At 35.1% G+C, this 6033-nt stretch carries 5 protein-coding genes; 2 read left to right on the forward strand and 3 right to left on the reverse strand.

The window, feature by feature from the left end:
- From WBN21_RS00580 to WBN21_RS00590, 3 genes are all read right to left on the reverse strand, one after another.
- The coding region (locus WBN21_RS00580) for a UbiA family prenyltransferase (RefSeq protein WP_424197373.1) at nt 1–524 on the reverse strand (524 nt) is incomplete at its 3' end.
- A 116-nt stretch (nt 525–640) separates the two neighbouring features.
- The gene (locus WBN21_RS00585; protein WP_424197374.1) at nt 641–1171 is read right to left on the reverse strand and encodes a KdsC family phosphatase; all 531 of its coding nucleotides are present in this window, start codon (nt 1169–1171) and stop codon (nt 641–643) included.
- Nucleotides 1152–1919 (reverse strand): Rossmann-like and DUF2520 domain-containing protein, encoded by a 768-nt coding sequence (locus WBN21_RS00590; protein WP_424197375.1) that lies wholly within the window; start codon nt 1917–1919, stop codon nt 1152–1154. The genes WBN21_RS00585 and WBN21_RS00590 overlap by 20 nt, the downstream gene beginning before the upstream one ends.
- Before the next feature lie 287 nt (nt 1920–2206).
- Between WBN21_RS00590 and WBN21_RS00595 the strand changes: the two genes are divergently transcribed.
- Together WBN21_RS00595 and ccsA are read left to right on the forward strand one after the other, a co-directional pair.
- Nucleotides 2207–2605, forward strand: coding sequence for a group III truncated hemoglobin (locus tag WBN21_RS00595; RefSeq protein WP_424197376.1), 399 nt, complete (start codon nt 2207–2209; stop codon nt 2603–2605).
- A gap of 153 nt (nt 2606–2758) precedes the next feature.
- The coding region (gene ccsA, locus WBN21_RS00600; RefSeq protein WP_424197377.1) for a cytochrome c biogenesis protein CcsA at nt 2759–6033 on the forward strand (3275 nt) is incomplete at its 3' end.

The raw sequence follows: 6033 nt of genomic DNA on the forward strand, positions 1-6033 counted from the left end.
TTTATGGAGAATGCAAAAATGGCATAATCTAAAATAACTTCAAAAAACGTGGTTTGAATGGCTTGGTTACTAGCGGTCATGGCCGGAATTAATTCAAACACACCAACAATAATTACACTTAAAGCAACAAGAAGCGAGATGACTATGTTTCCAATTAAAAGCGTGCGTTTTAAATAAGTCGCATACACATAAAGTAAAACAGAGATCATTACAAACAATGAAAAGAAAGGCGCTTTACCAACACGATGCGAAATGTAAAATCCAACGCCAACACCAATTAAATTAAAGACTATAAAAAGATTGTAAGCTGTTTTTTCTGAAATAGATTTACCGATAATAACCTTGTTCGGCCTGTTTATTAAATCGGTTTCAACATCATAAATATCGTTAATAATATTTCCCGCTGCTGCAATACAAAGGGTTGCTATAATTAAAAGTGATATCCCAAAACCATCTAAACTTGTTTGCACCCCAAAAGGTTCTAACAAAGCATATTTAATAAGTAATTGCACTAACGCAATCATTAATAAATTTTTAAAACGGATGAGGTTAAAAATGCTGGGCATTTAGTTAAAAGTTAAAAGTGAATAATTAAAAGTGGCCATGAATTCATGAATAATTATTTTTTAGCCAACAGTTATCAATCATTTTTAGCACTAAAATTACCGTTCCATTTACTTTGAACTTTTAAAACTTGTTCAATCACATCTCTAACGGCACCTTTACCACCTTTTTTATGCGATATGTATTTCGAAATACCTTTTATTTCCGGAACAGCATCTTGCGGACAACAAGGCAACCCAATAATTTTCATTACTGGAAAATCAGGAATGTCATCGCCCATGTACAACACGTTTTCAGACTTAATTTTCATTTTACTTAAGTATACATTAAACTGTTCAAGTTTATTATGAGCCCCCAAATAAACATCAGAAATTCCCAAGCCAGTCAGTCTAGTGCGAACACCTTCGTTTGTGCCTCCAGAAATAACACACACATTAAACCCTTTATCAACGGCTGTTTTTAATGCATAACCATCCTTAATATTCATTGTGCGAAGCAGTTCACCACTCGTGGTAATGCTTACAGAACCATCTGTTAGTACGCCATCAAAATCAAAAATAAATGTACTAATATGCTCTAAATATTCCTTATAACTTTTTTCTTCCATGAGTACGTTGTATAGATTCCGTAAGCAGTTTATAAACTGCTTTATGATGCTCGTTTTCTAATTGTTTTAAATGTTTTTTAATCGTTTTTTTATCGTTGCGTTTCGCCGGCCCTGTTTGTGCTTTAAAAGGCGACATATCCTGAATTTTATTCGCCGTTTCTAAAATTAAAGGTTTTAGTAAATCGAATTCGGCACCTTCACTTTCCGTAATTTCATGTCCAATTCTGTATAATTGATTCGTAAAATTGTTCACAAAAACCGCCGCTAAATGCAGCACACGCCTTTGGTCGCTATTAATTCGTTTTATTGGGCTGCCTAAACTTTTAGCAAGCTTTTTCAAAATCGGGAAACATGCTTTATCAATCGTTTCAATACAAATTGGCACATTTGCAAAATCCAATTCGGCAGCTTTGCTAAAACTCTGTAAGGGGTATAAAACGCCACGTTTCAGTTTCATATCCAAATCGTAAACACTTGCGCTTCCAGAAGTATGCACCACCAATTTATCATCAAAAGGCAATTGGCTCGAAAGTTCCGAAATCACATCATCACTCACCGCAATAATATAAACATCAGCGTCCTTCAAAGCCTTTAAATCATCGGTAATAGCAACCAAATGGTTATAAGGTTTAATCGCGGCCAAACTCCTGTTATACCATTGTACCACCGAAACTTCGTCTGTTTTTTCAAACCCTTTAAATAAATGAGTGGCCACATTGCCAGCACCTAAAATTACTACTGAAATCATGCTGCTAAAATACTAATGAATTATCAAATTCAGCCACAGAATTATTAATTTTTGGGCGCAACCCGAAAAGGGTCGGGCTATCCATTCCAAGTCCTCGCACCTCCTTCGTCGGGCTGTGGGCTTTCCATTACTATCCCTTGCGCGCTAGCTGCCGACTATAGTATTTAGAAGCAGTTTTTAGTTTTAGTCTTAAATGGCTGTGAAAAACTTCTTTTTATTTGTAAATGGCTATGAAAACTCCGTAAAAACCCGTCTAGTAATTTTAAAATAGCCTAATTTTGTAATCCATGAAAAACGATATTCGAACCCGAGAAGATGTATTCCTATTAGTGACTTCATTTTATAAAAAAGTGAGAGCCGATAAAGTTTTAGGCCCTTTTTTTAACGAAGCTATAAAAGATTGGGATGCGCATCTAGACCGATTAACAACATTCTGGGAGACGAGTTTATTCATGACCCGAAAGCTAGAACACAAATATAAAGGCGACCCGTTACAAGCTCACGTAAAAGTGGATAATGAAAATAACAACAGCATTACAGAATTACACTTTGGGTTGTGGCTTAACCTTTGGTTTGAAACCCTCAATGAACTTTTTGAAGGTGAAACTACCGAAAACGCCAAACGTCGCGCCAGAAAAATGGGATCGTTTTTATATTTAAAAATATTTGAAGCGAGGAGTAATTAGTAAGCAGTTTTCAGTAGGCAGTATTTAGTTATCGGTCTTCCGTCTTCATGCTTCCAACTTCCAACTTCTTGCTTCCAACTTTTACAACACTTTAACACTTCCAAATAAACATTATTCCTTAAATTTGCCAAACCTTAAAAAAAGGTTCTGATTATGCAAAAAAAGCTCGCCAATATTTTCTTTTCAACTAGACTTACTGCTGTTTTATTTATTGCTTTTGCTGTGGCCATGGCAACAGGAACAATTTTAGATTCCGGTCAAGAAACTTCGCCAACGCCTTACACCAGAAATTTAATTTATAACGCCTGGTGGTTCGAAGCCATTATGGTATTTTTTATTATTAATTTTACTGGGAATGTGTTCAGGTTTAGGTTATATAAAAAGGAAAAGTGGGCAACATTTATTCTGCATTTATCATTCATATTCATTTTGTTAGGAGCATTTATAACACGTTATGCTAGTTTTGAAGGTATGATGGCCATTAGAGAAGGCGCAACCGAAAATTCGTTTCTTTCACAAAAAACATATATAACAACTTATATTGACGGCAATTATGAAATTGATGGTGTACCACAACGTTTACCAATTCAGAACGAAGTTGATTTCTCAGGACGTTTAGAAAACGATTTTAAGGTAGATACAAAATATGGTGAGCAACCCGTAACTATCGAATTAGAGAAGTTTATAGTTGGCGCCGAAGAGGATGTTATTCCGAATAAAAATGGTGAGGAATATTTAAAGCTTGTTGAAGCAGGAGCCAATGGTGCTCATAATCACTTTTTGAAAGTTGGAGAACAAGCCAGTATCCATAATGTCATTTTTACATTAAATAATCCGGCAAAAGGCGCTATTAATATAAATTACAAAGATGGTGATTTAACAATTGATTCTCCTTTTGATGGGACTTATATGACTATGGCTACCCAAGCCCAAGGTGTTTTGGTTAAAGATAGTTTGCAACCTTTAATATTGCGTTCGCTTTATAAAATTGGTAACATGCAAATGGTTTTTCCAAAACCCGTAATAAAAGGGGTTTTTGATGTGGTTCAGAAATCGCAACTATTAAAAAACGATGAAGATGGCGTGGTTTTAAACGTTACAACAAATGGCGAAACCCAACGTGTTGGTTTATTAGGTGGAAAAGGTTCTAACAGTAGTTTTAAACAAGTAAAAATTGGCGGATTGGATTTTGCTTTTAAATATGGTTCTAAGGTTTTAGAATTACCATTCTCATTAAAACTTAACGATTTTGAAGCCGAACGCTATCCAGGAACAGAGCGTGGCTATTCAGCATATTCAAGTGAAGTGACTGTTATTGATGAAAGAAGCGAAAATTATGATTATAAAATATTTATGAATAATATTTTAGATCATGATGGTTACCGATTTTTTCAATCGGGTTTTGATCCAGATGAAAAAGGCACAATTCTTTCTGTAAACCATGATTATTGGGGTACTTTGATTACCTATATTGGGTATTTTATGTTGTATTTTGGGTTAATGGCTATTCTGTTTTCGAAACATTCTCGTTTTGGTGATTTAAAAATACAGCTAGAAAAAGTGAAGGCAAAAAAAGAAAAACTGCTTACCATTTTAGTGTTGTGTTTTAGTTTAAATGCCATGTCTCAAGAACATCATGAGGGCGACGGCCATGACCATTCACAACCAACAAAATCGCAAATAGATTCTTTACTTAAAGCAAATATTGCGCCTAAAGCGCATGCCGATAAATTTGGACATTTAGTGATTCAGGATTTAAGCGGACGCATGATGCCTGTGAATACCTATGCTTCAGAAATGCTTCGAAAATTAAGTAAAGATGATACTTATGAGGGTATGGATGCCAATCAGGTGTTTTTATCTATTCAGGAGAGCCCGATGCTTTGGTATAACGTGCCAATTATTTACTTGAAACTTAAAAAAGGCGATTCTATTAGAAAACTTATTGGGGCTAAAATGGATGCTAAATATGTACCACTTGCCGATTTCTTTACTGATAGGGGCGACTATATTTTAGCGCCATATCTGGATGAAGCTTATAAAGCACCAGTACCTAACGGATTTCAAAAGGAGTTTAAGGAAACCGACCAACGGGTTAATTTATTATACAACACCATTGAAGGGATGTCTTTAAAGATTTTCCCGATACCTAATGATGATAATAACAAGTGGATTTCAAATTTTGATTTCAAAAAAGACCCGTCGAAAATTAAAGATTCATTGTATTCCAACTTTGTGAAAAATGGGGTAAGAGCCTATTTATATACGCTTAACAAAGCAAAACAGACTGGCGATTTTGATGAAGCTGATAAATTATTGGAAGCTTTTAAGAAAACACAACACAAGTATGGAAGTGCAGTTATGCTTAGTGATGATAAAATAAAAACGGAAATACTTTATAACAAATACGATATTTTTAAGAAGCTTTTTAGCTGGTATATGTATGCCGGTAGTATCATGTTCGTGTTGTTAATTGTACAGATTTTTAATGAGAAAAGGAAGTTTGTAAATGTTTCGATTTCGGTTTTAAAGTTTGTTGTTATAGGATTGTTTTTATTGCATACTGCTGGATTGATTGCACGTTGGTACATTTCAGGACATGCCCCTTGGAGTGATGCTTACGAGTCTATGATTTATGTAGCGTGGTCTACCATGTTGTTTGGTTTAATTACCGGAATTAGTAAAAGGAAAAATGAGGAAACCAAAACTGATGTGGCTCAATCAAAATGGTCAATTAAGGGTTTTATAAATTGGGTTTTTGACAGAAAAACGTCCGATCTTACCATTGCAGCATCGGCTTTTGTAACGGCTATGATTTTAATGATTGCACATTGGAACTGGATGGATCCTGCTATTGCAAACTTACAACCTGTTTTAAATAGTTATTGGTTAATGATTCATGTGGCGGTAATTGTGGCGAGTTATGGGCCTTTTACCTTAGGAATGATTTTAGGTGTTGTGTCATTATTACTTATGATTTTTACTACCAAGGCTAATAAGGCTAAAATGGATTTAAACATTAAAGAGCTTACCATTATTAACGAAATGGCTTTAACTGTTGGTTTAGTAATGCTTACCATTGGTAACTTTTTAGGTGGTATGTGGGCTAACGAAAGTTGGGGACGTTATTGGGGCTGGGACCCAAAGGAAACTTGGGCACTTATTAGTATTATGATTTATGCTTTTGTGATACACATGCGATTGGTTCCTGGGCTTCGTGGGAGTTGGTTTTTTAACCTGATGTCTATTGTAGCGTTTGCAAGTATTATGATGACGTATTTTGGGGTTAATTTTTATTTAGCCGGATTGCATAGTTATGCTAGTGGCGACCAGATTGTGAGTGTTAAATTTATTGCCATTACTTGTGGAATTGTTGCTGTATTAGGTGCTTTTGCTTATCGTGGGTATGCTAAGTTTTATAAGAAGTA

It is taken from the genome of Algibacter sp. (genome assembly GCF_049667265.1).
Lineage (GTDB): Bacteria > Bacteroidota > Bacteroidia > Flavobacteriales > Flavobacteriaceae > Algibacter_B.

What these genes read in the sequence shown, in the direction of transcription:
- WBN21_RS00585 (WP_424197374.1), bottom strand. Translation starts at nt 1,171, where the DNA reads ATGGAAGAAAAAAGTTATAAGGAATATTTAGAGCATATTAGTACATTT.
- WBN21_RS00590 (WP_424197375.1), bottom strand. Translation starts at nt 1,919, where the DNA reads ATGATTTCAGTAGTAATTTTAGGTGCTGGCAATGTGGCCACTCATTTA.
- WBN21_RS00595 (WP_424197376.1), top strand. Translation starts at nt 2,207, where the DNA reads ATGAAAAACGATATTCGAACCCGAGAAGATGTATTCCTATTAGTGACT.